General features: G+C 55.7%; 25 protein-coding genes. 17 read left to right on the top strand and 8 right to left on the bottom strand.

Features of this window, described 5'->3' with window-relative positions; genetic code table 11:
- Window positions 1–107: 107 nt before the first annotated feature.
- The 9 genes from ACXAF0_RS08595 (at window position 108) to ACXAF0_RS08555 (ending at window position 4053) form a co-directional block, all read left to right on the top strand.
- Window positions 108–431, top strand: coding sequence for a RebB family R body protein (locus tag ACXAF0_RS08595; protein WP_475345466.1), 324 nt, complete (start codon window positions 108–110; stop codon window positions 429–431).
- 236 nt (window positions 432–667) lie between these two features.
- Window positions 668–991, top strand: coding sequence for a RebB family R body protein (locus tag ACXAF0_RS08590; protein ID WP_475345465.1), 324 nt, complete (start codon window positions 668–670; stop codon window positions 989–991).
- A 203-nt stretch (window positions 992–1194) separates the two neighbouring features.
- A complete protein-coding gene (locus ACXAF0_RS08585) occupies window positions 1195–1530 on the top strand; it encodes a RebB family R body protein (RefSeq protein ID WP_044827380.1) in 336 nt (111 codons plus the stop codon).
- Between the two features lie 126 nt (window positions 1531–1656).
- A complete protein-coding gene (locus ACXAF0_RS08580) occupies window positions 1657–1956 on the top strand; it encodes a RebB family R body protein (RefSeq protein ID WP_475345464.1) in 300 nt (99 codons plus the stop codon).
- Window positions 1957–1967: 11 nt separating this feature from the next.
- Window positions 1968–2276 carry a RebB family R body protein gene (locus ACXAF0_RS08575; RefSeq protein ID WP_475345463.1) on the top strand — a complete coding sequence of 103 codons (309 nt, stop codon included), beginning with the start codon at window positions 1968–1970 and terminating at the stop codon, window positions 2274–2276.
- A gap of 178 nt (window positions 2277–2454) precedes the next feature.
- Complete coding sequence (locus ACXAF0_RS08570; RefSeq protein WP_475345462.1) at window positions 2455–2679, top strand: RebB family R body protein; 225 nt, start codon at window positions 2455–2457, stop codon at window positions 2677–2679.
- 83 nt (window positions 2680–2762) lie between these two features.
- Window positions 2763–3086, top strand: coding sequence for a RebB family R body protein (locus ACXAF0_RS08565; RefSeq protein ID WP_475345461.1), 324 nt, complete (start codon window positions 2763–2765; stop codon window positions 3084–3086).
- A 57-nt stretch (window positions 3087–3143) separates the two neighbouring features.
- Window positions 3144–3404 carry a RebB family R body protein gene (locus tag ACXAF0_RS08560; protein ID WP_475345460.1) on the top strand — a complete coding sequence of 87 codons (261 nt, stop codon included), beginning with the start codon at window positions 3144–3146 and terminating at the stop codon, window positions 3402–3404.
- Between the two features lie 85 nt (window positions 3405–3489).
- Entirely contained in the window at window positions 3490–4053 is a 564-nt protein-coding gene (locus tag ACXAF0_RS08555) for a hypothetical protein (protein WP_475345459.1), read from the top strand.
- 15 nt (window positions 4054–4068) lie between these two features.
- Here the strand turns inward: ACXAF0_RS08555 and ACXAF0_RS08550 are convergent, their stop codons facing one another.
- The 3 genes from ACXAF0_RS08550 to ACXAF0_RS08540 all read right to left on the bottom strand — a co-directional run bounded on the left by ACXAF0_RS08550 (window position 4069) and on the right by ACXAF0_RS08540 (window position 8164).
- Entirely contained in the window at window positions 4069–5373 is a 1305-nt protein-coding gene (locus tag ACXAF0_RS08550; RefSeq protein WP_475345458.1) for an adenylate/guanylate cyclase domain-containing protein, read from the bottom strand.
- A 491-nt stretch (window positions 5374–5864) separates the two neighbouring features.
- A complete protein-coding gene (locus tag ACXAF0_RS08545) occupies window positions 5865–7442 on the bottom strand; it encodes an ATP-binding protein (RefSeq protein WP_475345457.1) in 1578 nt (525 codons plus the stop codon).
- Window positions 7439–8164 (bottom strand): response regulator, encoded by a 726-nt coding sequence (locus ACXAF0_RS08540; protein WP_475345456.1) that lies wholly within the window; start codon window positions 8162–8164, stop codon window positions 7439–7441. The genes ACXAF0_RS08545 and ACXAF0_RS08540 overlap by 4 nt, the downstream gene beginning before the upstream one ends.
- 209 nt (window positions 8165–8373) lie before the next feature.
- Here ACXAF0_RS08540 and ACXAF0_RS08535 point away from each other — a divergent pair, with 209 nt between their 5' ends.
- Together ACXAF0_RS08535 and ACXAF0_RS08530 are read left to right on the top strand one after the other, a co-directional pair.
- On the top strand, window positions 8374–9060 hold the full coding sequence (locus ACXAF0_RS08535; RefSeq protein WP_475345455.1) for a hypothetical protein: 687 nt from the start codon (window positions 8374–8376) through the stop codon (window positions 9058–9060).
- A 213-nt stretch (window positions 9061–9273) separates the two neighbouring features.
- Entirely contained in the window at window positions 9274–9726 is a 453-nt protein-coding gene (locus ACXAF0_RS08530) for a GNAT family acetyltransferase (RefSeq protein ID WP_475345454.1), read from the top strand.
- A gap of 133 nt (window positions 9727–9859) precedes the next feature.
- Here the strand turns inward: ACXAF0_RS08530 and glpD are convergent, their stop codons facing one another.
- The 3 genes from glpD to ACXAF0_RS08515 form a co-directional block, all read right to left on the bottom strand.
- Entirely contained in the window at window positions 9860–11404 is a 1545-nt protein-coding gene (glpD, locus tag ACXAF0_RS08525) for a glycerol-3-phosphate dehydrogenase (RefSeq protein ID WP_475345453.1), read from the bottom strand.
- 259 nt (window positions 11405–11663) lie between these two features.
- A complete protein-coding gene (gene asnB, locus ACXAF0_RS08520) occupies window positions 11664–13598 on the bottom strand; it encodes an asparagine synthase (glutamine-hydrolyzing) (RefSeq protein ID WP_475345452.1) in 1935 nt (644 codons plus the stop codon).
- A gap of 93 nt (window positions 13599–13691) precedes the next feature.
- Window positions 13692–15596 (bottom strand): sigma-54-dependent Fis family transcriptional regulator, encoded by a 1905-nt coding sequence (locus ACXAF0_RS08515; RefSeq protein WP_475345451.1) that lies wholly within the window; start codon window positions 15594–15596, stop codon window positions 13692–13694.
- A 364-nt stretch (window positions 15597–15960) separates the two neighbouring features.
- Here ACXAF0_RS08515 and exaC point away from each other — a divergent pair, with 364 nt between their 5' ends.
- Both exaC and ACXAF0_RS08505 read left to right on the top strand, forming a co-directional pair.
- Window positions 15961–17481, top strand: a complete 1521-nt coding sequence (gene exaC / locus ACXAF0_RS08510) for an acetaldehyde dehydrogenase ExaC (RefSeq protein ID WP_475345450.1) — start codon at window positions 15961–15963, stop codon at window positions 17479–17481.
- Between the two features lie 72 nt (window positions 17482–17553).
- A complete protein-coding gene (locus tag ACXAF0_RS08505; RefSeq protein ID WP_475345449.1) occupies window positions 17554–17955 on the top strand; it encodes a DUF779 domain-containing protein in 402 nt (133 codons plus the stop codon).
- Window positions 17956–18139: 184 nt separating this feature from the next.
- On the opposite strand, the gene ACXAF0_RS08500 is transcribed toward ACXAF0_RS08505, so the two are convergent.
- Entirely contained in the window at window positions 18140–19144 is a 1005-nt protein-coding gene (locus ACXAF0_RS08500; protein WP_475345448.1) for a YeiH family protein, read from the bottom strand.
- Between the two features lie 109 nt (window positions 19145–19253).
- Here ACXAF0_RS08500 and ACXAF0_RS08495 point away from each other — a divergent pair, with 109 nt between their 5' ends.
- The 4 genes from ACXAF0_RS08495 (at window position 19254) to ACXAF0_RS08480 (ending at window position 22862) form a co-directional block, all read left to right on the top strand.
- Window positions 19254–20150 (top strand): LysR family transcriptional regulator, encoded by an 897-nt coding sequence (locus ACXAF0_RS08495; protein ID WP_475345447.1) that lies wholly within the window; start codon window positions 19254–19256, stop codon window positions 20148–20150.
- Window positions 20151–20356: 206 nt separating this feature from the next.
- Entirely contained in the window at window positions 20357–21745 is a 1389-nt protein-coding gene (locus tag ACXAF0_RS08490) for a cytochrome ubiquinol oxidase subunit I (RefSeq protein WP_475345446.1), read from the top strand.
- Between the two features lie 2 nt (window positions 21746–21747).
- Window positions 21748–22740, top strand: coding sequence for a cytochrome d ubiquinol oxidase subunit II (cydB, locus tag ACXAF0_RS08485; protein WP_475345445.1), 993 nt, complete (start codon window positions 21748–21750; stop codon window positions 22738–22740).
- Window positions 22740–22862: a DUF2474 family protein gene (locus ACXAF0_RS08480; protein WP_114129884.1), complete on the top strand. Its 123-nt coding sequence runs from the start codon at window positions 22740–22742 to the stop codon at window positions 22860–22862. Before cydB ends, ACXAF0_RS08480 begins: the two co-directional genes overlap by 1 nt.
- Window positions 22863–22936: 74 nt before the next feature.
- On the opposite strand, the gene ACXAF0_RS08475 is transcribed toward ACXAF0_RS08480, so the two are convergent.
- A complete protein-coding gene (locus ACXAF0_RS08475) occupies window positions 22937–24202 on the bottom strand; it encodes an aminotransferase-like domain-containing protein (protein WP_475345444.1) in 1266 nt (421 codons plus the stop codon).
- Window positions 24203–24220 lie beyond the last annotated feature (18 nt).

Below are 24220 nucleotides of genomic sequence, written 5' to 3'. Positions count from 1 at the left end.
ACCCAGCGTCGATAGACTGAAAACGGGACGGCGAAACCCCGACAGAAACACGATAGAAACACAACAGCAAGCAGCATACCGCAAAGCGTAACGAAGGAGAGTTTACAATGGCGATTCCGACCCCGGTAAACGGTCAGATCACTGATGCTGTCACCCAGGCTAACGTGAAGGTTCTGGGCGACGCCCCGGCAATGGCAATGGGCTCAATCTTCCAGTCCCTCGCACATTCCACCGGCATTCTTTATGAAAACGCTGTCAGCGCACAGCAGCAGATCGGCATCACTTCGCAGGCCGCAACCAATCAGGGCGTCATCCAGATCTATTCGGTCGACACGATGGCAGACTCTGTTGCGACCTCCAAGATTGCCAAAAGCGACGTCCCCGACAACATGCTGTCGCTTCTTACCGCCCTTCAGGCGACCAGGGGCTGATTTCCCAAAAATCTCTGGCGCGCATGCCAGTTTCAGATCGGGCGGTCGCATCCATCTGCGACCGCCCGATTTCTGTTTGGCTGTGATGTCTGATGACGCCAAGTTTTAAGCCCGGCGTCATCACAGACGCCCGACTTCCCCGTCGAAGCTTTGGACGCACTACATGCAAAAGGAGACGATCAGACCACGGTCATCGTTTTCCTTCTGCATTTCCCCAAGCAATCAGGAGATAAAAAGTGGCTGATAACACTCCGCTCAATGGACAAATCACCGATGCCGTCACCCAGGCCAATGTGAAAGTTCTGGGTGATGCCCCGGCAATGGCGATGGGCTCGATCTTCCAGTCGCTGGCACATTCCACCGGCATTCTCTATGAAAACGCCATCAGCGCCCAGCAGCAAGTCGGCGTCACCTCGCAGGCTGCCACCAATCAGGGCGTTATCCAGATCTATTCCATCGACACGATGGCCGGTGCCGTTGGGACCGCCAAAATCGCCAAAAGCGATGAGCCTGACAATATGCTTTCGCTTCTGACGACACTGCGTGCGACCGCAGGCTAACATTTGGCAGGCGGTTGTGTTGATCCGCAACCGCCTGTTTGCGGTCTGGCAAGGCCGTTTGAGTTGGCGCAAGTTTTTGCCAGCCCATCGTCACAACACCTAACGCCCCCCGTCAAATATTTGACCGCAAGACATGCGGAAAGGGCCGGTTGCAAGCATTGCTTTTGGGATCGGCACTTCTTTAGGCAATCAGGAGATACACAATGGCTGATAACACTCCGGTCAATGGTATGATTACCGACGCTGTCACCCAAGCCAATGTAGAGGTCATGGGTGATGCGCCGGCAATGGCCATGGGCTCGCTTTACCAGTCGCTGGCGCACTCGCATGGCATTCTCTACGAGAACGCCGTCAGCGCCCAGCATCAGGTGGGCATTTCCTCGCAGGCGGCGACCAACCAGGGCGTCATTCAGGTCTACTCTGTCAACACCATGGCAGGGGCTGTTGCGACCTCGAAGCTTGCCGCAAGCGATGTTCCCGACAATATGCTTTCGCTGTTGTCGGCTCTCAAGGCAACGACCGGTACGGCCGTGTCTTAACATCCAAGATGGTTTCGCCGCCAATACCGCCCGGCATGCATGCGCTTGCCGGGCTTTTTCTTTCACAAACGCCACAGCTGCACGTCATCACGATACGCACCACTTCCGCCAGCCAAGGAGACGGACATGCCATCGGCACCACCTGCGCAAGACGGCAAGAAATCCCAGCACAACCATGCTGATCACAGTGACGATATGCACCAGTGCGAGGTTTCCGACCAGATCACCGACAGCGTTGCCCAGACCAATGTCGCCACCATGGGTGCAGGCCCGGGCTATGCCGCCCTGCAATCGATGCTGGGACAGACGCAGTCACAGAACATCCTGATGGCGAACATGGTCTCGGCCCAGAAGCAGAACGCCATGATCGGGATGACGACCATGACCCAGAGCATTCTGCAAATGATGCAACGTCGTAACCCATAAGGATGAGCGCAATGAGCAACCCGAACGAAGTCGACGAACAGATCACCGACAGCGTGACACAGACCAACACATCGGTCATTGCCAATGGTCCGGCGATGGGCGCCATGCAGTCCTATCTGTCTCAGGCCCAGGCGCAGGGGATCCTGTTTGCCAACATGGTCAATGAACAGCAGCAACAGGCTGTCGCCAGCCTTGCAACCACCATGGAATGCGCAAAGGCAACCCTGTCAGTTCAGGAATCCAAACCCAATTTTTTTACCAGCCCTGCCCCGGCTCCGCGCCAGCAGAAGCAGTCGGACGCCAACAACAACCCAACCTGAAGCGCGCGTCGGGCGCACTGGGTCAGGAGCCCGTCGGCGAAGAAACCGATCAGCAAGAAACTGAAGCCCACAGGTATGAAACCGCGTGGGGTGAGATTGATGAACGGTTTCGCGGCACCGCCCGCCAAGGCGAGACCGGTGACACCACACAAACCGGTGAAAGCAGTGAGGTCATAGCATGAGTGATATCGTCAATCCGCAAGTCACCGATGCCGTCACCCAGACCAACGTCAAGGTGCTCGGCGAAAGCCCGGCACAGGCCGTTTCCATCGCCATGCAGTCGCATTCACATGCCACCGGCCTTGCCATGGAAAACGCCACCCTGACCCAAGGAAACATGCAACAGGTGGTCAATACCTCGACCTCCAAGCTTGTTGCGATGATTACCGCCCAGGCCGGATGATGGCCCGGCATATTTGATCACAATCGCGTCCGTGCGACGTCTAGAGATGTGCGGTCAGAAAGATCGCTTTTTCGGAGGATAACATGGCAATTCCAACCCCGGTGAACGGTCAGATTACTGACTCTGTCACCCAGAGTGCGGTCAGCGTTCTTGGCTCCGCACCGGCAAATGCGATGGGCGCGATCTATCAAAGTGCGGCCCACTCGACATCGATCCTGTTCCAGAATGCCGTGCAGGCCCAGCAGCAGGCATCGATGTGTTCACAGGCCGCCACCAATCAGGGCGTGATGCAGCTTTATTCCGTCAACACCATGGCGGGCGCACAGGCCACCGCAAAACTTGGACGTTCAGACACCAGCGATACGCTTTTGACACTTCTTATTATTTTGGCAGCAACCCGCCGCTAGGCACATGACCGGATCGGTTCTTTGAACCGGCAGTGGTCGCAAACATGAGGGCGTGAAATGGCAGACAACACCCCTGTAAATTCACAAATCACCGACGCGGTGACCCAGAACAACGTCAAGGTTCTGGGCGAGGCGCCGGCACAGGCCATGGGGCTTGTGTATCAGACGATGGCTCATTCCATCAGTCTGTCGATGCAAAACGCCATGCAGACCCAGGGTGGCCTGCAGCAGATCGGCAATGCCGTCACGTCCAGTGCCTGCAAAATGATTCTGGATAGCTCCGGTGGCGGCATGGGTGGCGGCAAAGACAGCGGCTAGCCAACTGGCTAATGGCCCCTCTATTCCGTCCAAACCGCCACATGATCCAATTCGGTCTTTCGACCAGCCGTAAATGAGGTTTCCGATGGCAGACGAAGATACTAAACCAAACGAAGATCCGAAATCCGGCGACAAAGACGACGCGGCACAGGGTGGCGCCAATGCCGTCGGTGCTGGAGACGGATCCCAAAAGGACGCGTCGGAAAACCAAAACAATGCCGATGGCAGCAAATCAGATGATGCTGACAAGGATGCAAGCCCCGCCGACCCCATGGCGCATGACAACCCGTCTGGCACGCCACCGCTCAGCACGGCATTGAACCCGCAAATCGTTCAGGCTGTCGGCACGACCAACCATGCGGTCCTGAACGGGGCCATTCCCGGCGCCAACGGTGTTGCCTATCAAAAGGTCGCCCAGGCGGCCGCCTACGCGGTCCAGGATTCAACGGACTATCTGCGCAACATCATGTCGATGGCATCAGCCACCACCGGTGTCGCCATGCAGCAGATGTTGGCCAAAAAGGAAGTCGATCCATATTCCCAGATCATCAAGGCCGCGACCGAAGCCGTCACAGACGCCCAGAAAACCTTTTCAAGTGTTGGCGAATCAGCCAGTAGCGTTGTGAAAGACTTTGACAATCTGGCCTAGGAGAGACATGCGGCTTTAGCCCGCGCGCATCAGTTCGATACGGTGGCAGGCCTCAGAAAAATCAGGGGCGAACAGTTTGACACTGAGCCCGGTACCCTGAAGTTCATAGGAGCCCATTTCCGCCGTCGGGCAGGAAATGAACTGTGCGACGGTCGAACTGACCAGGACGCGTTTGCCAAGCTGTTTGGTCAGCTGTTCAATCCGGGCGGCTTCGTTGGCTGCCTGCCCGACCACGGTAAAGTCGACACGTTCGGACACGCCGACATTGCCGTAAATCACATCCCCGACATGCATGCCAAGGCCGTAATCAAACGGCAGTTTTCCGGCGGCTTCGCGCTTGGCATTGAGCGCATCGATGTTCAGCTGTGCCTCAGCCGCGGCATACAGCGCCGCATGACAGGCAGTTTCAAGATTGGTGTCATCTTCATCAATCGGGAAGATCGCAAGGGTCGCATCGCCGATATAGCGCAGCACCTGCCCGCCATGCTTGAGCACCGCACCGGCGGTTGCGCCAAAGAAATCGTTCATTTCGCCGAGAAACGCATCATCGCCGACATGGGTCGCAACCGAGGTCGAGTTGCGCATGTCCGAGAACCAGATAACCGCACGGGTCTTGGTGCTGTCGCCCAGTTTGATCTGACCATTGCGCACACGCTGGCCGGCATCGGTACCCAGATAGGTTTCCAGGATGGTGCGGGTTTCTTCATGGTTGATGCGCATTTTGCACGACACGGCAAAGCGGCGCTGAATACCGGAAAGGATCGCCAGATCCTCGTCCGAGAAACCGCTGGGACGGCGCGTCAGATAGGTCATGAAGATGCGGTTGCTGTTAAGCGTACTGTCGCTATCGGTCACGAACGGCGTCATCAGTGCGTAGTAATCGGTGCCGCGTTTCTGGCGGAAACTTTCAAGGATCGGGAAATCAACCACAGCACTCGGCCCGATCAGATGGCGGCGCATGAAGCTGACATCGCTATCGAGCATCCATTTCATCGGGCTTTCGGACCATTCGCGATTTTTCTCATCGCCGCCCATATGCGTTGCCCGCTCAACCTGGCCATTTTCCTTGGTCCAGATATAGGAAACACCTTCATAAAGCGGATGCAAGGTCTTGAAGGCGACCATGACACGGTCAACCGGAATACCCGATGCGACCAGACGGCTGGCCAAGCCAGACAGAAGCTCGCTGATGTCGGTATCATCAAGTGCGCATTCCATCAGCCAGTCATTCACAGAACGCACAAAGCTGCGCGCGGCCTGGGCGTTATTGGTCCCGGGTAGCGGGGTAACCACCCCTGAAGAAGACTGGTTGTTGCTCATGGGTACGCTCCATTCGTTCCTATGCTTGATTGTTGCATCGCCGCGGGTCCAAATCCAGACCCTAGGGTCAGGACCTATTAATTTGGTTTGAATGGTTAATCAGATTTGTGCGGATACGCGGAGTAAAACTGCAGGAAGATATTTATCTTTCAAAGTTTTACGACAAAGTAGCCCGTGCAAATCCGTTTAATCCGGAGGACAGACGTTATATTTGCAAACTCCAGCGTCAAATCCCTTGTCCGGGATGCCGACCCGACCGGCGGGCTTTTCCTTGGATTTCGTAAATATAACGTCTGCCATTCAAATCAAATTAATAGGTCCTGACCCTAAATAGAACAGCAAGGCAATTTAGCAATTGTTGATTTTGATTTCTTGAAATTCCACGCAACAAATGACCATTGGTCATATAAATTGCAAGTGCTAACTGTCAAAAAACTGACGCTGTTTGTCAGGAGAGTTTTCACCCCCGGCCAAACCGGGCAAAAGCCCCCTTACTGCGGCTTTGCCGGTGGCAGGTAAATGCGCGCCAAAAGACCGCCTTTCTGCGATTCATCGAGATATATTTCACCGCCATGAGCCCGGATGGCTGTCCGCGCAATCGCCATGCCCAGGCCGATACCACCCGTGTCACGATTGCGTGATTCTTCAATCCGAAAGTACGGCTCAAACACCTGTTCGCGTTGCTCAACTGGGATGCCCGGCCCGTCATCGGCAATTTCGATCCAAAGACCGCCATCATCGGCATCGCGCACTGCAACCTCGACCGTCTCGCCGAAGTTCAGCGCATTGGATACAAGATTGCCAAAGGCCCGCTTGATTGACAGCGGCCGACACGGATAAACGCGCGTATCGACCTCGCCAGTGAATGTAATCGGACGCCCGGTTTCTGCCATATCCTCGACCGCGGTTTCAACAAGGGCGGTCAGATCGATCTTGCGGGTTTCCTCATTGGCGGTTTCTTCGCGGGCAAAGGTCATGGCGGCTTCGACCATCTGTTCCATTTCATCAAGCGTTTCGATGATGCGCGCGCGGTTTTCTGCATCCTCAACAAACTCTGCCCTTAGGCGCAGCGATGTGATCGGTGTGCGCAGATCGTGCGAAATGGCGGCCAACATCCGTGTGCGGTCCTCGACAAAGCGTTTGAGGCGCGCGGTCATCCGGTTGAATGCCTTGGTGGCCCGTCTGATTTCAATCGGCCCGGTTTCAGCCACCGGTTCAGGATAGTCGCCCCGTCCGACACGATCAGCCGCACGGGTCAACACATCCCAGGACCGCGAAATCCGACGTGCGAGGAAATAGGCAATCACCGCAATAACCAAAGCAGACGCCAGAACGCGCAGCAAATTATCAAAGACAAACCAGGGCGGCGGCATCACCCCGCCAATCATGGCTTCAAGCCAGACATCGGGCTCAGTGCCGATCGGCTGCCCATCCGGACCAACGACATTGACCGGGACAACAAGACGCATCACCGGCGAGGTATGGCAATCAAACCGGTCAAGGTAACGCAATGACCAAGGTGCGCGGCGATCATCATCGCGTTCGTGATGGCCATCGATGTTGTCGTCATTATCATGATCTTCGTTGTGATCATCATCGTGGCCCAGACGTTGCTGTTGGTCACGTTCCAGAAACTCTTCCTTGTCGCGGCGCAGTGATTTTCGCTCGTCCCAGCAATCATCCTCCGACAGGATTTCAACCCGCGCCGGGACGCCGGTTTCAAGTGACAATGCTTCGTTCAAACGATGGGTCAGGGTATCGGAGACAAAGCCATCCTCGGCCTGAAGATCGGTTTCCGGGACAAGGCGCAGGCGGTTTTGTGGTGATTGCGCCACCCGCAACACATCGCCCCAATTCTCGCGCGGCGTTGTCGTTAGAATGCGCGAAATCGCCGCCACGCGCGACAGGGCATAACCGCGGCGTTCAGACGCCACCGCATCGCGGCGTTCCTCGGCAAGCATCACGCCAAGCACGATATGGGTCAGGATGATCGCGCCCAGCAGCAGACACACCAGCTGCGCAGTCAGGCTTTGTGGCCACAGGCGTTTAAGGAGGCGGCGCTTGGTCATTTTTCAGCCACCTCGCAGGTAAACATATAGCCCCCACCCCACACGGTCTTGATCAGGGCCGGGTTCTTGGCATCAATTTCGATTTTCTTGCGCAGGCGGCTGACCTGATTATCGATACTGCGATCAAACGGGATGGCTTCACGCCCCTTGGTCAGATCAAGCAGCTGATCCCGGTTAAGCACCATGTTGGGATGTTCGACAAAGGCACAAAGCAGGCCATATTCCCCGGCACTAAGCGGCACGACCACATCATTGGTATCACGCAATTCATGGCGCGTGCGATCCAGAACCCAGCGATCAAAATGCACCTGCCCGCCCGGAAGAGGCCCCTTGCGCCCGACCGGAAGACTTTGCGCGCGGCGCATGACGGCCTTGATCCGCGCCAACAGCTCGCGCGGATTAAACGGTTTGGCCAGATAGTCATCTGCCCCCATTTCAAGACCAATGATGCGATCGGTTTCCTCGCCAAGCGCGGTTAACATCACAACGGGCACGTCATAGTTTTCGCGCAGCCAGCGACACAGGCTCAGCCCGTCTTCACCGGGCATCATCAGGTCGAGGACGATCAGGTCGGGTGCGATGTCATCATTCATCAGTTTGCGCAATTCGCGCCCGTCAGATGCCAGCGTCACACGATATTCATGCTGGCGCAGATAGCGGCCGAGCAAGTCACGGATATCACGGTGGTCATCAACAACAACAATGTGGGGCTGGTCGCTCATATGCGGTCCTGAAATCAAAACTCTTTGGTCAGCCTAACTTAACGCGTTGGTCACGCGGGCAGAAACGGCAATTTGTATCAGATTGTCGCAAAGAGCCGTTTTGGCAAATCTTGCGACCAATTTGGCGGTTTGCCGGGATCATTTCGCGACAATCATAGGCGATAACCGTCCTCAACGCATTGATCCCCCACAAACCTGATGAGGTTACCATGAAACGCAAAAACACCCTGAAACTTGCTGCGGCCCTGATCGCAACCACCATCATCGCCACCCCGTTTGCAGTTTCCTATGCATCGCCAGGTGACCGTGGCGGCAACCCTGAATGGGCAATGTCAGGCGGCGACAATTGCGAAGGAAAGTTTGAACATAAGCGCGGCAAACGTGGTGAACATGGTGAACATGGTGAACATAACAAAGGTGGAAAATTCGGACACGAAGCCCGCGAACGCTCGGTTCCCCTCTCTCCTGCAGAAGCCCGCATTCTGGTTGATGCGATGCTTTTGAAAACCGGAACCCCGGATTTCAAAACCGGTGATGCACTGATGGCCGAAGAACCGGGCAAGATCGACGTCCTGCTGGTCAATGCCGAAGGTGGCGTTGTCGAAGTCATCAAATTTGACGCAAAAACAGGCCGCATGGAACGTGAAGACCGTCGCGACATGCGTAAACTGATGCCGCGTCCTGACAAGGCAGAACGCTTTGATAACAAATACACTGCCGAACAAATGAACCTTCTGGCAAATGCCATGGTGATCCGGTTTGGCAATGGTGAACTGAAACTCGGCGAGCTGAGCGAAACCCCGCGCGGCACCTATACCGCCACGGTTATAAATCAGGCCGGCGACATTGTCCGTGAAATGGAACTGAGCAGCGTCACCGGTCGCCCGATCAGCTGATCATTTTGCACATTTAACACCCCCACCCCGGCCCGGGGCTTCCCCCATCCCAACCGATACCCCGGACCCGCACCGCGCCCCCAAGGCTCCCTTGGGGGCGTTTTGCGTTTTGGCGTTTCACATCATCACTTTGTCACATAATTGGGTTTGACGACGTCACGCATTCGAACCATTGTTACGCGCTTCTGAATATTGCCCCGTGAAAGAAGCAGCATGACAACACCCGCCCCGAAATCCGCCGCCAGAACCGCCACCCTTGATGACATCCCTGCTCTTACAACGCTTTGGCAGGAAACCGGGCTTTACCGCCCATATAATCCGCCAGAGTGGGATGTACGCTTTGCGCTTGAAAGTGATGAGGCCACCCTTTTCGTCTGGGAAGATAACAGCGATAACATCATTGGTTCGATCATGGCAGGCCACGACGGGCATCGCGGATGGGTCTATTACATGGCTGTTGCGCCAAGCCTTCAGAAATCAGGCCTTGGTCGCCGCCTGATGGAAGTCGGGGAGAACTGGCTGCGTGATCAGGGTGTTTGGCGCATGCAGTTGATGGTGCGTGCCGATAACCACGCGACACAGGATTTCTACCGCCATCTGGGCTATCGCGCCTGCGACGTCACGGTAATGCAAAAAGACATCAACACGCCACCGGCAGATCGGTAACGGGCCGAACCCTCGGACGGCATCGGCAATGGTCGATGCCACGTTCTGTTGGTCTGGGGCGGGTTCTACTTGATGCTGTCCGCCGCGAACTATCTGGCGATCAAACCTGACAGTTCGCGGGCGTAATAATGGCTTATTCAGCCGCGACCGATTTGCGATCGTGTTTTTCCTGTGCCAGACGTTCGCCAAGATCAGCAACCTGATCGCCAGACAGACGCAGGCCAAGCTTGGAACGACGCCAGATCAGGTCATTGATGCCCTGCACCCATTCGTTATCGATCAAATAGCGCACTTCGGCTTCATACAGGTCATGGCCATAACATTTACCAAGATCACCAACGCCCTTGGCAGCGCCAATGATCTGTTCGATCCGCGTACCATAGGCGCGTAGCAGGCGCTTGAGCATCACCGCATCCATCCAGTCATAGCGCGCGGCATAATCGGCAAAGGCCGCCTCATAGGACGCATTGGGGAAGTCCCCGCCCGGCAGCACGGCATTTGCCGTCCACGGCGTGTCCTTGGCCCCCAGTTCCTTTGAGATGATCTGAAGCGCATGCTCGGCAAGCTTGCGGTAGGTGGTGATTTTACCGCCAAACACATGCAATGCCGGGGCCTTGTGCCCGGTTACTTCCAGTTTCAGGGTGTAATCACGCGATACCTTCGATGCGTTTGCTTCGCCGCCTTCACCGGCATAAAGCGGGCGCACACCGGAATAGGTCCAGACAACATCATCAGATGCGACCGGCTTTTTGAAATAGCCGCTGGCAAGATTGCACAGATAGTCGATTTCATCCTGATCGATCTTGACCTTGGCCGGATCGCCTTTGAAATCGACATCGGTGGTCCCGATCAGGGTGAAGTCATCCTGATAAGGAATGGCAAAGGCAATGCGACCATCGCCGTTCTGGAAGATATAGCAGAAATCATGGTCAAACAGCTTGGGCACGACGATGTGGCTGCCCTTGACCAGACGGATATTGGCCTTGGTATCGGATTTGACCACACCGTTTTCCGGATTGATCAGATCAGCACACCATGGGCCAGCGGCATTGATCAACATCCGGCCGGAAACTACACGGTTTTCACCGGTCTCCTGATCGCGCAACGACACGTTCCAGACATCGCCCGAGCGTTTTGCACCAACACATTCCGTGCGCGTCAAAATCTCGGCCCCTTTGGCCTTGGCATCCATGGCGTTCAAAACAACAAGACGTGCATCATCCACCCAGCAATCGGAATAGACAAAGCCCTTGGTCATGTCATCACGAAGCGGCGCGCCGGTGACATGTTTGGCAAACGAAATGCCCTCGGAACCCGGAAGCTTTTTACGGCCACCGAGATGGTCATACAGGAACAGACCCAGGCGGATCATCCAGGCCGGACGCAGATCCTTGCGATGCGGCAGCACAAAGCGCAGCGGCCAGATGATATGCGGTGCGTTATCAAGCAGCACTTCACGTTCGGTCAGTGCTTCGCGCACCAGGCGAAACTCGTAATGTTCGAGATAGCGCAAACCACCATGAATGAGCTTGGTGCTCGCCGACGACGTCGCACTGGCCAGGTCATCCTTTTCACACAGCAGAACCTTCAGGCCCCGGCCCGCTGCATCGCGCGCGATCCCGGCACCGTTAATGCCGCCGCCGATAATGATCAGATCATAGTTTGAAGTGCCAGCCATGGGGGCCTCTCATCGCAGAAGGGAAACTCTTTGATGGCATAAATAGTTCATTTTCGAAAATTTTCAAGTTTCGAATTGTGACATTTATTCGACACAGCCATGCGGGAAACGCACGCACGGCCAGCCCGCATTGCTGCCGAACTCCGGAAATCCGCAAACCATAATCGTTCATTCGCGAACGAAAATAAAACCCCGCCTGAACATCAGACGGGGTATCAAAGATCAAATGCGATGGAAGTCCGGGCTATATCGACGGCGATCAGGCCAGCCAGCGCTTCTGCCAATCCGAAAGCATCGAAATGGTCCAGAGCTGATGGCCCCAGTTGCGCTTGCCCGACATATGCTCTTTGCGAAGCTTCTCGATCTGGCCGCGATCTAGTCCGAAATCGCTATAAAGCGCCTCATTGGCCAGATGGTCACCCATCCATTCATTAAGCGGCCCGCGCAGCCATTGCGCCAGCGGCACGCCAAAGCCGGTCTTGGGCCGATCGATCATTTCGCGCGGCACATATTTATACAGGATCTGGCGCAGGGCATATTTACCCACCGATCCATTCATCTTGAGCCTTGCAGGCAAACGCCAGCCAAATTCGATCACGCGGTGATCAATGAACGGCACGCGGACTTCAAGCGAATTGGCCATGGATGCACGGTCGACCTTGGTCAGAACATCATCGACCATATACATCATCGTATCCATCGCCTGCATCGAGGAGACGTAATCAAGGTGACGGTTGCGCGAAAACATTTCGCCCGGCACGCGGAATTTCTTTGTCGCCCCGCGATTGCCGCGCAGCTTGCCCGGGTCAAACAGCGAAATAAGCGCGTGATACCGATCAATATCATCACCGATCGCCAGAAGCGGTGCCGCCTTGTGGATCTTGTCGCCAATCGCACTGGTCGATTTCTTGCCCGGTATGAGTCCGACAAGCTTGTCCCAGCTCTCGGGTGAGATCATAGTAAGCGCATGTGAAGCAAGACCACCGCCAAACGGAATGCTGCCCGCAGCACGACTAAGCTGCTTGGCCCACAAATAGCGGTTATAGCCGCCAAATGTCTCATCCCCGCCATCCCCCGACAGGGCAACCGTGACATGCTTGCGCGTGAGTGCGGAGATCAGATAGGTCGGAATGGCGGAGCTATCAAAGAACGGCTCGTCATAGGTTTCCGAAAGCTTCGGCACCAGATCAAGCGCATCCTTGGGCGTCACGTAAAGTTCGGTGTGATCGGTCTTGAGGTGCCTGGCGACTTCGCCCGCAAAGGCTGCCTCGTTAAAGGCCTCATCCTCAAAGCCCACCGAGAATGTTTTCACCGGTCGATCTGAAACCGACTGCATCAAGGCGACAACGGTCGAGGAATCAATCCCGCCAGACAGGAACGCGCCGAGCGGCACATCGGCGACCATGCGGCGCTTGACCGCATCGCGCAGCAAGTCTTCAAGTGCGTCAATCGCGCTTTGATCATCGCCGCTCCAGGCATGTGTCTGCCCGTTGAGCACCGCATCCTCGACCGACCAATAAGCGGTTTCTGTCGCCTGATCATGCGATGAAATTTCAAGGATATGACCGGGCTTGAGCATTTTGGCATGGGCATAGATCGAAAGCCCGGACGGCACGTAGCCAAAGCGCAAATAGGAATCAAGGCCGGTCTGATTAACCTCGCGCGAGATGGCATCACCCGCAAGCAATCCTTTGACCTCGGACGCGAAGCCGATATGGCCATCATAGCGTGACCAGTAAAGCGGCTTGACGCCCAGCCGGTCACGAACAAGGAAAAGCTTCTTTTGCTGTCGATCCCAAAGGGCGATGGCAAACATGCCAATCAGGCGTTTGATGGTATCGCGCAAGCCCCAATGGGCAATGCATTCAAGGATGACTTCGGTATCGGAATGACCGCGCCATGAAATATTGGCACCCGCCAACTTTTCGCGCAGTTCCGGGGCGTTATAGACTTCGCCGTTATAGACCATGACATAGCGGCCATTGGCGGAATGCATCGGCTGCTTGCCGGCATCGGAAAGATCAATGATGGCAAGACGGCGCTGCCCAAGGCCCAGGCCGTTTTCATCGTCAGTCCAGACGTCACCACCATCCGGTCCGCGATGATACAGCGCATCATTCATGCGCGATACACGATCGCCCAAGCCCGAAGCATTAGCTTGTTCAGACAGCCATAGACCGGCAATTCCACACATGAAAATATCCTGTAAAGCCCTGCCGTTACTTAAAACAATAACGGTGTGCCCTACAATGAAAACATTCGCAAAATCAGCGGAATTTGCTGATTTTTAACGCCGCTCGATCCCGAGCCGCGCCATTCTGCGATAAAGCGTGTTGCGCCCGATGCCAAGCGCCTTGGCGGTGTTGCTGATATGCCATTGCTGATCTTCCAGAAGCTGACGCAGGGCGTCGGCCTCGGCGCGTGCCATGGTCTGGCGCGGTGACGGGGCTTCTTGATCGGCCTGCGTTGCATGGAAATCGTCGGGCAGATGATGGCGATCAATCACGCCGTCTTCGGCAAAGACCGCGGCATATTGCAAAACATTGATCAGCTCACGCACATTGCCAGGCCAGCCATGCCCGGTCAAAAGCGCAAGTACATCATCTTCGCATTGAACATAGTCCTCTGACAAAGCCGCCAGAAGCCGCCCGATCAGGTCGCCAAGATCAGATCGTTCGCGCAAAGGCGGCATAGAAAGGCGCGCGCCCTTGATCCGATAAAGCAAATCTTCGCGGAATTTGCCCTCGGCCACCGCGCGGTTCAGATCCACATTGCTCGCACAAATCAGACGGAAATCAACCGATACGGACTTGGTACTGCCAAGCGGCTCAACCGTGCGGCTTTCAAGCACACGCAGCAATCGGCCTTGGGCAGCCAGCGGCATATCGCCAATTTCATCAAGAAACAGCGTGCCGCCATTGGCCTCGCGAATGCGGCCACCAAAGCCATCGCGTGCCGCCCCGGTAAAGGCACCACCGGCATGACCAAACAGTTCGTTTTCAATCAAACCTTCCGGCAGGGCGGCACAGTTGATCGCAACAAAAGCCTTGGATTTGCCAAGGGTCGCTTCGTGAATGTGACGTGCGAGATATTCCTTGCCGCTGCCGGTTTCACCCGACATCAGGACATTGATATCCTTGGCATGCAGGCGCGTGCCAATTTCAAAAATACGCCGCAAGGCCGCATCCTTGTCCGGGATATCGGCAACCTTACGCGCGGGCAGTGACGGCGCCTTGCGTGCAGTTGGTGTTGATCGCCCGACATAACGACGGCGCATGCGTTCAGGAATGGTGACACTGCCAAACAGAACCCCGCCGCCCGCGATATTAAGCGGCGTTGCCGATACCCCCTGCCCGTCCCGATTTGCCAGCTTGGCGACAAGATTTTCGACATCCATCTCGAACATGTCGGAAATGTCGCTGGAATTGTTGGCAGTAGTCAGAATGCGCCGCGCGGTCGAGGTCGCCCCGCTGATCGAACCATCGGGCGCAATCGAAATCATCGCATCACGGGTTGATCCGACATGGCGGGCATCGGGATGCAGATGGACGATCACATCCCCGGCACGCTCATCAAAAAACAGGATACGTTCAAGCGCATCGGCATAATCGGCCACCATGCCGCGCACGCGCAGGCAATCGGGGCGCTTGATATCTTCGCGCACCGCCGACACATCCAGGACCGAGCACACCTTGCCATCCGGATCAAATACCGGGGCGGCCGTACAGGTCAGAACCGAATGCTGGGCGAGGAAATGTTCATCCTTGTGGATGGTGATCGCGCGGCCTTCAACGATACAGGTGCCGATCCCGTTGGTGCCTTCACGCTCCTCGCTCCAGACAGCGCCGGGCAAAAGGCCGTTGGTACGAAATGACGGCAATAGTGATTGGGCGGCGACACTATCAAGGATGACACCACTATTATCGGTCAGAAAGACCGCATAGCCCGATGCATCGATCTTGCGATAAAGGGTGCGCACCAGATCATGGGCATGGTGATAAAGCCGTCCGTTGCGATCCCGCAATTGCCGGGTCTGGCTTTCGGATATGACTTCGGGACGGCGCAGGGTGTCATGAGCCAGGCCAAAGCGTTCTTCACACCTTTGCCAGCTTTCAAGCACCGCACGATTTTGCGCCCCGCCGCTTAGCTGCAGCGCTGCTTCTATCCGTCCGCCGGGAAGGTTTCCTGACATAGACGCTATCTCCCTTGTGTCGGTGTTTTGGCCCGGATTTTTCCGGTGCGTGGCTTTTGCCACAGCCGATCACAGCGTTAATCGTAGCACATTTAAATGCCCTCACACCAAACAGTTTCGCGCGCAAAATCGGGCAAAACCATGACTGTTCCATTTTTGGAACAATTTGTGTCACGCGCCCTGTTCCAATGGTGCGAATGGCGCAAAACGGTGCTTTGAATTGGAAAGGTTCAACTATCTGGAAAACGGGTTCTTTTTGTGAAACTGGCGTAAAAATTCGCAAATGGCATGACCTTTGCGGGTAAGGCAGCGTCACAAACAAAAATGCGGGCGGTCAATCGCCCGTTATCTCGGAGGAACCCAAATGATCTACAAAAATCCAAATGACACCGGCAGTCCAGTCAGCTTCAAAGGCCGCTATGAAAACTTCATCGGTGGCGAATGGGTCGCCCCTACCAAGGGACAGTATTTTGAAAATGTCTCACCAGTAACGGGTAAACCATTCTGCGAAATTCCCCGGTCTTCCAGCGAAGATATTGAAAAGGCACTTGATGCTGCACATGCCGCTTTCCCGGCCTGGAGCAAAACATCCGTCACAGAACGGGCCAATATGCTCAACAAGATTGCTGATCGCATGGAAGCCAATCTTGAAATGCTGGCCGTTGCCGAAACTTGGGACAATGGCAAGGCCGTGCGTGAATCACTTGCCGCTGACATTCCACTTGCAATCGACCATTACCGTTATTTCGCCGGTGCCATTCGGGCGCAAGAAGGATCGATCGGCGAGATTGATCACGATACGGTCGCCTATCATTTCCACGAACCACTTGGCGTGGTCGGTCAGATTATTCCATGGAATTTCCCTATCCTGATGGCAGCCTGGAAACTGGCACCGGCACTGGCTGCGGGCAACTGCGTTGTCCTGAAACCGGCCGAACAAACCCCGGCATCGATCTGCGTTCTGCTGGAACTGATTTCAGATCTGATCCCGGCCGGTGTTTTGAACGTTGTTCAGGGCTTTGGCGTTGAAGCAGGCAAGCCGCTTGCCCAAAGCAACCGTGTGGCCAAGGTCGCCTTTACCGGTGAAACCACCACGGGCCGCCTGATCATGCAATATGCATCGGAAAACATCATTCCGGTGACCTTGGAGCTGGGTGGCAAATCGCCGAACCTCTTTTTTGAAGACATCATGGCTGCAGATGATGACTTCCGCCAAAAAGCCGCCGAAGGCTTGGCGATGTTTGCCCTTAACCAGGGCGAAGTCTGCACCTGCCCGTCGCGGGCGATCATTCAGGAAAGCATCTATGACAAGTTCATGGATAATGTTCTGTCGCGTGTTACCAGCATCAAACAGGGCAACCCGCTTGATACCGACACCATGATGGGTGCACAGGTATCGATCGAGCAGATGGAAAAAATCATGTCCTATCTGGATATCGGCAAACAGGAAGGTGCCGAAGTCCTCTGTGGTGGTGACAAGGCCGATCTGGGCGGTGACCTTTCGGATGGTTTCTATATCCAGCCGACTATCTTCAAGGGGAATAACCGCATGCGGATCTTCCAGGAAGAAATCTTTGGCCCGGTTGTTTCGGCAACCACGTTCAAGGACGAAGCCGAAGCCCTTCATATCGCCAATGACACGCTTTACGGCCTGGGTGCCGGTGTCTGGACCCGTGACGCCAACCGTTCATACCGCTTCGGCCGTGAAATCAAGGCCGGTCGTGTGTGGACCAACTGCTACCACCTCTATCCGGCGCATGCCGCCTTTGGCGGGTACAAGCAGTCGGGCATCGGTCGCGAAAACCATCAGATGATGCTCAACCACTATCAGCAGACCAAGAACCTTCTGGTTTCCTACGATCCGAAACCGATGGGCTTCTTCTGATCCGACCCACTTCACAACCGGACGCAGGCACAGCCTTGCGTCCGGTCGCCTTTTGCAAAGAAGGAGGTGACATTGAACGGATCAGAAACCGTTCCTGACAGGGTGGTTGCGACAGATGCCGCAATCGAACTGATCAGGAAGCTCAAGGATATCCACGGACCGGTGATGTTTCATCAGTCCGGGGGCTGTTGTGATGGCAGTGCACCGATGTGTTTTCCCGATGGGGAATTCAAAACCGGTGATCAGGATGTGCTGCTGGGCGAGATTGAAGGCAGCCTGTTCTATATCGGGCGCGCGCAGTTCGAATATTGGCGTCACACCCAGTTGATCATTGATGTGGTCAATGGGCGTGGCGGCATGTTTTCGCTCGAAGGGCCGGAAGGCAAACGCTTCCTGACCCGGTCGCGCATTTTTAGCGACGATGAGTGGAAGGCCTTGAAATCGTTCGAGGCGACAAATTCCATCGACGCCTGAGACATACCCCCCCCAAAGGACGACAGGAATTTTCCCTTTCTGCGGCGTTTCGTTTACCTGCACCGCTTCCCACGGTGTTTACCCCCCAACGAAACGCCAGAAGAGGCTGTCTCATTCCCAAATGCGAAGCTTCTTCCTCCTGGCCCGCTGTCACCCCCATTCTGGCAGCGGGCTTTTTTTATCTTCACGCCAGAATGACAAGCACAACACCCGAAAGTGCACACAGGAAGGTCAGTGACAACAGGGCGGCAATCACCACACGACCGCCAACATGCAGGACATTGCGGATATCAACACTTAAGCCCAGTGCCGCCATAGCAAGGATCGTTAAGAACGACGAGGCGGTTTTCATGCTGCCCAGTGCAAATTCCGGCAGCATCCCGAACGAACGGGCCGCCATCATCACGACAAAACCGATGATGAACCATGGCACGACCTGCGCAATCGGAAGCTTGGTCTCCCGCGCCCGCCCGCCAATCAGCGCGAGGGAAAAGATCACCGGCCCCAGCATCAGAACCCGGATCAGCTTGACCAATGTGCCAACCTGCACCGCAAGGGTGCCTACCGGTGCGGTTGCCGCCAAGACTTGCGGCACGGCATAGACCGTAAGACCGGAAAAAACACCATATTGGGTTGCCGATAGTCCCAATCCAGCATGAAGCATCGGCAGGACAAAGACAAACAACACACCAAGAACCGCAGTAAAGGAAATCGAAGCCGCCACATCGTCAGATTGCGCCTCAATCACCGGGGCAGTTGCCGCAATCGCCGAATTGCCGCAAATCGAGTTGCCGCACGCCACCAGCATCGAAAGATGGCGTGACAGGCCAAAGGCGCGACCAATATGGAAGCTGACAAACAGGCTGATACAGACCACAGCAACGATGGCCGCGACCAACCCGCCCCCGGCCGATCCGATGGCCTGCGCACTGATCGACGCGCCCAAAAGCACAATGGCAATTTCAAGCACGTTTTTTGCACAAAACCGCACACCAGCAAAATAGCGCGGCGCCAAACCAAACACGGATCGCACCACCACCCCGATCAGAATGGCAAAAACCAGACTTTCCACCCAGCCACGGTCCAACAAGGCACGCTCGGCGTGCTCGGCAAGACTGGCAGCAAGCGCGACCAGAAGGGTCACGGCAAATCCAGGCAGGATCGGTTTGAGGCAGGTATAGAAAAACATGATTTTCCTGTGTTTTGATCACAGGCAGAAAATCTCACGCCTAACCATTTACTTCTATCGAATAAAAATTCATATTTCATTCGATTAAATTGCATGATTGAACATAACCATGATGACACTTGAGCAGCTTCAGATCTTTGTCGCGGTTGCCGAACGCGAACATCTGACCCGTGCGGCGGAGGCGATTGGCCTGACCCCGTCTGCGGTCAGTTCCGCGATCAAAAACCTTGAAGGGTTTTATGGTGTGGCGCTGTTTAACCGGGTTGGACGGCGGATTGAACTGTCACAGACCGGGCGGCTGTTTCTGGAAGAAGCCAAATCAACACTGGCGCGCGCACGTGCCGCCGAACTGACGCTGGCCGAACTTGGCGGCATGCGGCGCGGCGAGTTGAATGTCTATGCCAGTCAGACGATTGCCAGTTACTGGCTGCCGCCGTTCCTGATGAAATTCCACGACCAGTATCCCGGCATTGAAATCCGCCTGACGATTGGCAACACCAAGACCGTGTCTGATGCCGTGCGCGGCGGAGCGGCCGATATTGGCTTTATCGAAGGTGATATTGATGAACCGGCCCTGACCAAACGCGAAGTTGCCGAAGACGCCCTGGTGATTGTCGTTTCGCCCAAACACCCCTGGGCCAATGGCCGGGCCCTAACCCCACAGGCGCTTGTCACCCAGACCAACTGGGTCTTGCGTGAAGCCGGTTCGGGCACAAGGTCGGAATTTGAAACCACGCTTCGCGATCAAGGCGTCGATCCGGCCCGCCTGCGCACCGCACTCATCCTGCCAAGCAACGAGGCGGTGATTACCGCAGTTGAAAACGGCATCGCCGCCACCGCCGTATCGCAATTCGCCGTCAGCTCGCTCATCGCCCAAGGCCGCCTCGCCCGCGCCAACTTCCCGATCCCACCACGCAAATTCATGGTGCTCCGCCATAAGGAACGCCAACAGACGCAAAGTTCGCTAGCCCTTGAGAAACTGTGTCTTTCCGGCTCACAGGAATAGATCGTTACAATCGAATTTAAAAATATTCCAAATGTAAATTGCGCATTCGCAATGCAGCATTTTTGTGCCGGTTCTAATAGTCGTTCTGACAGGGCAACCTGTGCATGCGCCACCCAAAACCGACACATGCATCCGTCAAAGGGCACTTCCGATCGCGGAAGATGCAGAGTTGTCCCGAGGCTTCGCCACCTTAGAGGACCCTGCGAATGCTTGATGCAGAATTATTGGCGCGCATACAGTTTGCCTTTACCGTCTCGTTCCACATTATCTTCCCGTCCTTCACCATCGGACTGGCGAGTTTCCTGTTTGTGCTGGAAGCCCTGTGGCTGCGCACAAAGGACGAGACCTATCTTTCACTTTACAAATTCTGGATGAAAATCTTCGCGCTTGCCTTTGGCATGGGCGTGGTATCCGGGATTGTCATGTCCTATCAGTTCGGCACGAACTGGGGACCGTTTTCCGAATTTACCGGCGGCGTGATCGGCCCGCTTCTGGCCTATGAGGTCTTAAGCGCCTTCTTCCTTGAGGCCGGCTTCCTGGGTATCATGCTGTTTGGCTTGAACCGTGTCGGACCGAAGCTGCACTTTACCGCCACCACCATGGTTGCGATCGGCACGCTGTTTTCGGCCTTCTGGATTTTGTCGGCCAACAGCTGGATGCAAACGCCGGACGGCTATGTAATTGAAAATGGCCGGGCGGTTGTTTCAAGCTGGATCGATGCAATCTTCAATCCGAGCTTCCCCTATCGTCTGGTGCATATGGTGCTGGCGGCTTACCTGACCACCGCGCTTGTAGTTGGTGCGGTTGGCGCATGGCATCTGATGCGTGATCGTGAAAATCGTGCTGCCAAAATCATGTTTTCGATGGCGATGTGGATGGCGGCCATCCTTGGTCCGATCCAGATTTTTGCCGGCGATTTGCATGGGCTTAATACCCTTGAACATCAACCCGCCAAAGTGGCCGCGATGGAAGGGCATTTTGAAACCCGCGAAGGTGCGCCCCTGATCCTGTTTGGCATGCCCGACATGGAAGAAGAGGAAACCAAATATGCGGTCGAAATTCCCAAGCTGGGTTCCTTGATCCTGACCCATGAATGGGATGGCAAGATTACGGGACTTAAGGACTTTGCCCCCGAAGATCGCCCGAATGCCCCGATTGTATTCTGGACATTCCGTATCATGGTTGGGTTGGGTGTTTTGATGGCACTTCTGGGCATTGCCAGCTTGGTCGCACGGTTCCGTGGCAAGTTATATAATTGCAGCTATCTGCATCGTTTTGCCCTTTTGATGGGACCAAGTGGCCTTGTTGCCATTCTGGCAGGCTGGTTTACAACCGAAGTCGGGCGACAGCCATGGGTGGTTTATGGCCTGATGCGGACATCGGAGGCCGGATCACCGGTCGCCCCGACCGCCATTGCCGGATCGCTGATCGCCTTTGTTGTGGTTTATGCCATCGTGTTCGGGGTCGGCACGGCCTATATCCTGCGCGCCATGGTCAAAGACCCGCGCTCTGCCCACGTCCCCAAAGAAACTGAAATCTTGCGTGCGGGTGGCCGTCAGTCAACTGCGGCACATCCCCCGATGGCAGGAGAATGATCATGGATTATCAACTGATCTGGGTTCTTTTGATCGCAGTTGCCGTCTTTGCCTATGTCACGCTTGATGGCTTTGACCTTGGCATTGGCATCCTGTTCCCGTTCATCAAGGACCCGGCAAAACGCGGGCGAATGATGAATACCGTGGCACCGGTGTGGGATGGCAATGAAACCTGGCTGATCCTTGGCGGGGGTGGTCTTTATGCTGCCTTCCCGCTCGCTTATTCGTTGCTGATGACGGCGTTTTATATTCCGGTCTTTACCATGTTGCTGGCCCTTGTGTTCCGTGGCGTAGCATTCGAGTTCCGGTTTAAAAGCAAGAACCATCAGAAACACTGGGACTTTGCCTTTTCGGCCGGATCGATCATTGCTGCGGCCATGCAGGGTGCAATGCTGGGCGGCTTTATCGAAGGCATTGCCGTTGAAAACGGCCGCTTTGTTGGCGGTGCGTTTGATTGGCTGAGCCCGTTTTCGATCTTCTGTGCCACCGCGGTTGTGGTGGGCTATGGCCTGCTTGGCACCGGTTGGCTGATCATGAAGATGGAAGGCGATTTTCAGGGCAACCTGCGTCGTCTTGCCAAACCGGCGGTGATCTGGATGGGGGCCAATCTTGGCGTGGTGTCGCTAATGACAACCTACGTCAACCCGGCCTATGCCCAGCGCTGGTTTGAACTGCCAAACATGCTTTATCTCGCGCCGATCCCGATTGTCACGGTTGGATTGCTGGTTTGGCTGTGGCATGCGGTCAAGAAGCGTGAAAAGACCGTGTTTGGGATTACGCTTGGCATTTTCTTCCTGTGCTATCTCGGCTTCGGGATCACGCTTTATCCCAATATCGTGCCACCCATGATCACCTTCCGCGATGCAGCCGCACCGGAAAACAGCCTTGCCTTCATGCTGGTGGGGGCAGTGGTTCTGCTGCCGATCATTCTGGCCTATACCGCCTATGCCTATTGGGTGTTCCGCGGCAAAACCGGGGATGAGGGGTATCACTGATGGCCAATATCAAGTCAACAAAGGCCCGCAAATGGCTATGGTTTGTCGGCCTTTATGTCGGCGGGGTTGTCGTGCTTGGCGCAGCATCCTTGCTGCTGCGCGCCTTAATGGGACAGGCATGACAATGACGCCATCCAGCATCTGACACACGCAAACTCCCGCGACCTGCTGCGCCAACCCCCAGAAGCAGCAGGCCCTATGCCCGGCAGCAATCCCCACCCGCTGCCGGGTTCTTTTTTGCTTGCTGATTGTCCTTGCGCTTGATCAGGTCGGCCAGACGCGTAATGCCGTCCCGGATCCGGTCCAGCTTCTCGGTCGAGAAGCTAAGCCGTGCGGTATTCCGGCCACTGCCGTCTGTAAAGAAGGCCTGACCGGGCACGAACGCGACATGCACATCCTCCAGCGCTTCTTCAAGCAGCTGACGGGCATCGATGTGATCCGGCAAAGTCAGCCAGACAAACATGCCACCTTCGGGTTTCGTCCAGGACACGTCACCCGGCATGGTCTCCGCCAGGGTTTGCAACATGACATCGCGCTTGGTCCGGTACGACGTCCGCAGCTTTTCAAGATGATCCGGGAAAAGTTGCTTGGCAGCGCGAAGTGCCGCTTCCTGATTGACCGTGGAAACATGCAGGTTTCCGGCCTGCATCATCAAAACCAGCTTGTCGATCACCGGACGCGGCGCACAGACCCAACCGATGCGAAGCGCCGGGGCGAGTGTTTTGGAAAACGTGCCCAGCTGAATGACATTGCCCGACGCCGGGTCGCGGCCCTGCTCATCAAGGCTCAGCAAGGATGGAAGGCTGTCGGCGCCATTATAGGAAAGCTTGCTATAGGCCGCATCTTCAAGCAGCACCGCACCATAACGACGCGCCAGTTCCAGCACGGCCTTGCGGCGCGCCACCGACCAGGACCGACCGGTCGGGTTCTGGAAATCCGGGGCGACATAAGCCACGCGCGCCCCCTTGGCAAAGGCATCTTCCAGTTGGCTTAACACCGGGCCTTCGTCCTCGGCATCAACGCCGACATAATTCGGCAAACGGGTTGAAAAGGCCTGCATCGCGCCAAGGTAGCTTGGCTTTTCGACAATCAGATCGCGCCCTTCCTCAAGCAACAGGCGGGCCAGGATATCAAGCCCCTGCTGTGCGCCGTTGGTGATCAGGACATTCTCAATGGTGCGGGTTGCACCTTGGTCTGCCAGATCATCGATAATCCACTGGCGCAAGGCCGGCAGACCTTCACTGACGGAATATTGCAAACTGCGGCGCGCTTGCGTCCCGTCCTGCATCATCGCGCCATAAATGTCGCTAAAAGTCTCGACCGGAAACAGATCGGGGTCCGGTACACCGCCGGCAAAGGAAATCACTTCCGGGCGCTCGGCCACTTTCAACAGATCCCGAATTTCAGAGGCAACCAGCACCCGCGCATCGCGCGCAATCAGATCATTCCAGCTTACAGACATTTCAAACTTCCAATTAGG

The organism is Thalassospira sp. ABD4_177, assembly GCF_056160125.1.
This window is presented reverse-complemented; position numbering and strand designations above follow the sequence as displayed.

What these genes read in the sequence shown, in the direction of transcription:
- ACXAF0_RS08550 (WP_475345458.1), bottom strand. Translation starts at nt 5,373, where the DNA reads ATGAGCAACAACCAGTCTTCTTCAGGGGTGGTTACCCCGCTACCCGGG.
- ACXAF0_RS08495 (WP_475345447.1), top strand. Translation starts at nt 19,254, where the DNA reads ATGATGACACTTGAGCAGCTTCAGATCTTTGTCGCGGTTGCCGAACGC.
- ACXAF0_RS08585 (WP_044827380.1), top strand. Translation starts at nt 1,195, where the DNA reads ATGGCTGATAACACTCCGGTCAATGGTATGATTACCGACGCTGTCACC.
- ACXAF0_RS08575 (WP_475345463.1), top strand. Translation starts at nt 1,968, where the DNA reads ATGAGCAACCCGAACGAAGTCGACGAACAGATCACCGACAGCGTGACA.
- ACXAF0_RS08490 (WP_475345446.1), top strand. Translation starts at nt 20,357, where the DNA reads ATGCTTGATGCAGAATTATTGGCGCGCATACAGTTTGCCTTTACCGTC.
- cydB (WP_475345445.1), top strand. Translation starts at nt 21,748, where the DNA reads ATGGATTATCAACTGATCTGGGTTCTTTTGATCGCAGTTGCCGTCTTT.
- ACXAF0_RS08530 (WP_475345454.1), top strand. Translation starts at nt 9,274, where the DNA reads ATGACAACACCCGCCCCGAAATCCGCCGCCAGAACCGCCACCCTTGAT.
- exaC (WP_475345450.1), top strand. Translation starts at nt 15,961, where the DNA reads ATGATCTACAAAAATCCAAATGACACCGGCAGTCCAGTCAGCTTCAAA.
- ACXAF0_RS08545 (WP_475345457.1), bottom strand. Translation starts at nt 7,442, where the DNA reads ATGACCAAGCGCCGCCTCCTTAAACGCCTGTGGCCACAAAGCCTGACT.
- ACXAF0_RS08480 (WP_114129884.1), top strand. Translation starts at nt 22,740, where the DNA reads ATGGCCAATATCAAGTCAACAAAGGCCCGCAAATGGCTATGGTTTGTC.
- ACXAF0_RS08580 (WP_475345464.1), top strand. Translation starts at nt 1,657, where the DNA reads ATGCCATCGGCACCACCTGCGCAAGACGGCAAGAAATCCCAGCACAAC.
- ACXAF0_RS08560 (WP_475345460.1), top strand. Translation starts at nt 3,144, where the DNA reads ATGGCAGACAACACCCCTGTAAATTCACAAATCACCGACGCGGTGACC.
- ACXAF0_RS08535 (WP_475345455.1), top strand. Translation starts at nt 8,374, where the DNA reads ATGAAACGCAAAAACACCCTGAAACTTGCTGCGGCCCTGATCGCAACC.
- ACXAF0_RS08475 (WP_475345444.1), bottom strand. Translation starts at nt 24,202, where the DNA reads ATGTCTGTAAGCTGGAATGATCTGATTGCGCGCGATGCGCGGGTGCTG.
- ACXAF0_RS08570 (WP_475345462.1), top strand. Translation starts at nt 2,455, where the DNA reads ATGAGTGATATCGTCAATCCGCAAGTCACCGATGCCGTCACCCAGACC.
- ACXAF0_RS08565 (WP_475345461.1), top strand. Translation starts at nt 2,763, where the DNA reads ATGGCAATTCCAACCCCGGTGAACGGTCAGATTACTGACTCTGTCACC.
- ACXAF0_RS08500 (WP_475345448.1), bottom strand. Translation starts at nt 19,144, where the DNA reads ATGTTTTTCTATACCTGCCTCAAACCGATCCTGCCTGGATTTGCCGTG.
- asnB (WP_475345452.1), bottom strand. Translation starts at nt 13,598, where the DNA reads ATGTGTGGAATTGCCGGTCTATGGCTGTCTGAACAAGCTAATGCTTCG.
- glpD (WP_475345453.1), bottom strand. Translation starts at nt 11,404, where the DNA reads ATGGCTGGCACTTCAAACTATGATCTGATCATTATCGGCGGCGGCATT.
- ACXAF0_RS08515 (WP_475345451.1), bottom strand. Translation starts at nt 15,596, where the DNA reads ATGTCAGGAAACCTTCCCGGCGGACGGATAGAAGCAGCGCTGCAGCTA.
- ACXAF0_RS08555 (WP_475345459.1), top strand. Translation starts at nt 3,490, where the DNA reads ATGGCAGACGAAGATACTAAACCAAACGAAGATCCGAAATCCGGCGAC.
- ACXAF0_RS08540 (WP_475345456.1), bottom strand. Translation starts at nt 8,164, where the DNA reads ATGAGCGACCAGCCCCACATTGTTGTTGTTGATGACCACCGTGATATC.
- ACXAF0_RS08595 (WP_475345466.1), top strand. Translation starts at nt 108, where the DNA reads ATGGCGATTCCGACCCCGGTAAACGGTCAGATCACTGATGCTGTCACC.